The 5,067-nt window shown below is 45.5% G+C and carries 3 protein-coding genes; 2 read left to right on the top strand and 1 reads right to left on the bottom strand.

The annotated features are described in order from the left end of the window. Positions 1 to 2,749 (bottom strand): VCBS domain-containing protein (locus BCT81_RS16925; protein WP_102425203.1); only part of this gene is annotated, 2,749 nt, incomplete at its 3' end. A gap of 301 nt (positions 2,750 to 3,050) precedes the next feature. Between BCT81_RS16925 and BCT81_RS16920 the strand changes: the two genes are divergently transcribed. Both BCT81_RS16920 and BCT81_RS16915 read left to right on the top strand, forming a co-directional pair. Then, positions 3,051 to 4,358, top strand: coding sequence for a TolC family outer membrane protein (locus BCT81_RS16920; RefSeq protein ID WP_102425202.1), 1,308 nt, complete (start codon positions 3,051 to 3,053; stop codon positions 4,356 to 4,358). Further along, complete coding sequence (locus BCT81_RS16915; RefSeq protein WP_102425204.1) at positions 4,358 to 4,969, top strand: OmpA family protein; 612 nt, start codon at positions 4,358 to 4,360, stop codon at positions 4,967 to 4,969. Before BCT81_RS16920 ends, BCT81_RS16915 begins: the two co-directional genes overlap by 1 nt. Positions 4,970 to 5,067: the final 98 nt, after the last annotated feature.

Here is a 5,067-nt window from a genome sequence, read left to right as displayed (position 1 = left end):
CAAGCGCTGAAATACTGTCAAAGCTACTATCGACAACATGATCGATTAACTGATCTTTCACATCCTCCAAAACAATGGTTTGTTCACCTCCATCGTGTTCAATGCTCATCACCAAGTTGTCCCCTTGCAATTCAGCATCAATTTCGGGAATAAGATCATCGACTGAATCGCTACCTGTCGCGTCTAGAATGTCACTGAGCTCAAGTAAGTCTTCGCCTACAGTGAACTCTTTAACCACATCGACACTGTTATCGAGCGCTGAGTCTACCCATTGGAAAATGTTATCCGCATCGTTACCAATCAAGATCTCGTTACCTAACTCCGCAACAAAGTCAGACGATTCGGGATCACTCAGAACTTGATAAGCCGTTGCCCCTTCCACATTAAGTGTAACCGTCTCAACGCTACTTACTTCCCCGGTAGAGTCGACAACTTGGTAATCAAAGCTGTCTTGATTGACTTCTAGGTCACCACCAATATATCTAAGCTCCCAGCTCCCTTTCGGGTTTGAGAACTCGACTTGTTCAATGACCTGCCCAGGTGAAGAGTACGTGAATTCATAGAATAATCGCTCAACACCTTTCTCCCCGGGTTCTTTCTCGTATTCAACCGTTTCGCTGCCGCCACCAACAAAGTAAAAAACGGCTCTCACAACATTAGGGTTATCTTCTTCAAACACAGGTCCTAAACCATCTAAGCCAAATCGAACCTCTGATATTGGGTTCTGCGCAAAGTCTATGGTCAAAGTTTCATCTCGGTTGATACCACGCCCGTCACTATCACCAATCCCATAACCCACATGGCTTTGCTCTGCATTGTATTGCTTGAGTGGCTTATTGTTAGGGTTATCTATCTCGACATAAATCGAGCTGCCATTGGCTAATTCGACTTCACGCCTCATTCCTCCAGAACCCTCAATCGCACTACCCCAGTTATAAAAACCGTCTTCAGACACTGGCGTGTCATCATTAGGGACATCTGTGATACCAAGTAGGAATGCTTCACCTGCACCGGAAACATAACTTAAGCCGGAATGGTCAAATTGCGTTCCTCCAGATACGTCACTTTCCACAACCTCACGTGTAACGCCGTCGCTGTTTGTATAGAGTAAGGTACCTGATGTTGGCAGTGCTTTAATCACGATATGTAGATCGACCTCGTTGTGATCATCTTCTATGTCTGATATCCGATCTTGCGCTGCTATTGCGGAATTGAACGTGATGACCGTTTCTATATCACCGTATTGAATGCCGCCCTCACCGTCGCCACCGCTTTGATGAGACTCTCCAGACGCATCAATACTGAAACCTGTCGCCACAGGCACGTCATTAGTACCATTAATCGCAATTTCGATGATATGTTCAGCTCCATCAGTCGAAGTGACGCTATATCGCTCCGTAATCACTTCACCCGTGTTTAGATGCTGAACTAGGTCATTATTCACCATATAGGTCCACAGGCCTGTCTCTGTGATAGCTAATGTACCGAGCGCACTTACGCCAGTTGAGCCTAAGGAAGTGAACACACCTGTTGGGTTAAATCGCGGAACATCGTTTAGATCATTGTCGGTAATAGTCAGAGTGCCTGTCACTTCAAGATGATTAGACTCTTCATCGACATCCACATCTTCAATAACACTGCCTGTATCACTGTCACCTTCTCCGACCGAAATCTCAGATGAGTCGTTAGCTCCATTAATAACAATCGTAATCTCACTTGTCGTTCCGTCCGAGGCAGTAACCACATAAGTTTCAGTCACTGACTCACCTTCCCCTAAGTATTGAACGTCATCATTATTGACGTTGTAAATCCAGCTACCACTTGGAGCAATCGAGAGCTCACCGAGCTGAGTCGTATTGGTAGACTTGCCCGCGTCGAATGCGCTATTGGGTAAAAAGGTAGGCGTCGTGCTATCGACATCGGTAATGGTGACCTCACCAGATGTCTGTAACTTGCTAGTCTCTTCATTAATACCGATATCTTCGGTCACGCTTCCTGACCCGTTGGTCGCGATCGCTCGATCATCTGTGCCCACTATGGTCACTGTTATTCTTTGTTCAACACCGTCGGAAGTTCGAACTATCGTGGAATCTTGGGCCTGTTGACCAATACCTAGCTCATTAAAAGAGTTGTTTGCCAAAAAGGTCCAAGTACCGTCAGCATTCACAGTAAAAGTACCTAAGCCATTTTCACCAACGACCTCTTGCTCAATAAAAATAACACCTTGCTTATCTAGTGTTAGTGAGCCACCTGCTTCTATGGGTTGATCTTGCTCTAACTCAACCGCATTGGTTTCACCAGACACAAGTGCTAACGCGATGATGTTAAATAGCGTCAGTGACTGAGTCACGGATAGTCCCTGGGATTCGAAGCCTGATGTTTCAAAATCAGTTTCTGCCTGGCTCTCTGTACCTGTTCGTTCGATTCGGCCGCTATTGGTCAGGCTAGATCCTTGATCCCCCGCAGCAGTATCAAACTCATCGCCTAGTTCAGTTGGATCAAAACCATCCTCAATTGCACGTTCGACTTGCGCGATTGCGTCATCAATCTCCAAATCATTTTGTTGTCCTTGGCTGTCAACGAATCGTGCCGAAACGCTTGGCACACTCTCTTCGTTCTCAGCAACACTAATCACAACATCACTCGAGGCAGGTTGTTCGCCCGGTGCTAATTGACGCAATCGCCCCTGAGCGTCAAGCACAATGCTGCCGCTAGCAAGGCCTAGAATATTAAGGTTTACACTACCCATAACTCAGTTCCTACTTCAGCCCAAAACCAACCACACACACACCAAAGCCCACCCAGTGATGTGGTTGCTTCACTTCATAAATTTAGTAGTGCCACTATTGATAATCAACTCATTAACAACTTGCAATTGGAGCTAATTTCAAATTGTTCAACAGCAATAGCTACTTACAGACAAAAATAAGCCTTCAAACTTCGCATTTTTTTACAGATGTCCTAAGCTTCGATTAGTACACTTCTCTCAATTCAACGGGGAACATTGGTTGAGAAAAAGAGGAGACAATGAGAGTAGAAGGAGAGCTACTTTGAGATTGTTTAAATTATCCATGATGTGTTGCTTAGTCATCACCACACCGCTCGCCGCTCAAACTCTGGAACAGGCTGTCGCTATTACGTTGGCAACCAACCCAGAGATAAAAAGCATATTTAATGAGTTTGAGAGTGTGAGAAAGCGTAACGACGCCTCTGGTGGAGCATACAGACCAAGCATCGACCTTGATGCCGGTATTGGCTATGAAGGCATAAACCCTGCACCAAACAATGGTCCAGATACCGACCTCACGAGAAAAGAAGCAACGATTTCCCTCACCCAATTGTTGTGGGATGGTTCAGCGACGCTCTACGATATGGATCGTACTGCTGCAGAAGCCGAATCGGTCCGGTTACAGCTATTAGCAGATGCTGAAGACAAAGCGCTTGAAGTTACACAGATTTACCTAGACGCGGTAAAAGCGACTGAGGTATTAGCCTTGTCTGAGAGTAACCTTGCTATACACAAGAAAATTTACAAAGACATCAAAAAACGAGCAAACTCAGGTATCGGCTCAACAGCAGACGTATCACAAGTAGAAGCAAGGATCGCAAAAGCACACGGCAACTTACTTGCTGCACAAAACAACCTTATCGATACACACACCCAATTTAGAAGAATCGTGGGCCAAGAGCCACTCGGCTTAGTTTATCCAAGAGCCGATATCTCAATGATCCCACTGTCACTGTCGGATGCACTGGTTGATGCACTCGACCAACACCCTGTCATCAAAGTCGCCAACGCGGATGTCGATTCAGCACACTTCCAATACAAACAATCAAAGGGCGTGAATTACCCAACATTCTCCATTGAGGCATCGCAATCATGGCGCGACGATGCTGGCGGTGACGAAGGCTCTAGTCAAGAAACATTGGCGATGCTGAGAATGCGATACAACCTGTACAACGGTGGCACAGATAGCGCGAACTCGGAAGCCGCCGCCTATCAACTGAATAAAGCAAAAGACTTGAGAGACAGAGCTTATCGCCAAGTGGAAGAAGGGCTGCGTCTATCTTGGAGTGCATTAGACTTAACACTACAACAAAAGAACTTCTTATCTGACCATGTGGATTCGGCATCAGAAACGGTTATCGCTTATGGCAAACAATACCGAATAGGTAAACGTACTCTTCTTGACTTGCTAAACACTGAGAACGAATTGTTTGAAGCGCGAAAAGATTACTTAGATGCCCATTACGCTGAGCAATATGCAAAGTATCGAGTAATGAATGCGACAGGTTCTTTATTGAACGCTCTGCTGGTTGATATTCCAGATGAGTGGACAACGGCTGTGGAGTATTGATCATGAAGGTAACCTACTTACTGCTTCCTGCACTAACAATGTCCCTACTCGCTTGTTCTAGCCAACAAGAAGAGGAATATATTGAGACACCCGAAGCCGAGCAAGTATCCGATCTACAAGACGATGACAAAGATGGTGTTGTTAATGCGAGAGACACCTGCCCTGCAACACCTCCAGCGTCACTAGTCGACAACGAAGGTTGTGGAGAAATCATACGCGCGGAAGAAGTTAGGCAACTCAATATACTATTTGCCAACGACTCATACGAAGTAAACCCGATTTTTTCAGACCAGATAACCACCATGGCTGAATTTTTGGAAACCTACCAAAGTGCTTCCATTGAGATCCAAGGCTACTCAAGTAAAGTTGGTTCTAGCGAATACAACTTAGAGCTCTCAAAGAAACGCGCTCACAACGTCGAAGATGAGTTGCTATCCAACGGTATCGATCCAAGCCGAGTTAGAGTGGTAGGTTACGGTGAGGATCGTTTAGAAAGTGACGGTGACGATGCAACATCACACGCTTTGAACCGCAGAGTAACCGCAACCGTGGTTGGATTAAGCGAACAAATCGTTGAGGAGTGGACTATTTTCACCACACTTGAAAAATAGACAAAGACTCGATTGTTATAGAGCGAAAAGATAAACTGCTAAGACAAGCATAAAAAGAGAAAAGCCGCGATAGGATTGCCTATTGAAGTGACCCCGTA

Origin of the sequence: Vibrio sp. 10N.261.52.A1, from assembly GCF_002876325.1 — a bacterium.
Lineage (GTDB): Bacteria > Pseudomonadota > Gammaproteobacteria > Enterobacterales > Vibrionaceae > Vibrio > Vibrio chagasii.
Note: the sequence above shows the minus strand (reverse complement) of the source record. Positions and strands in the feature narration are given on the sequence as shown.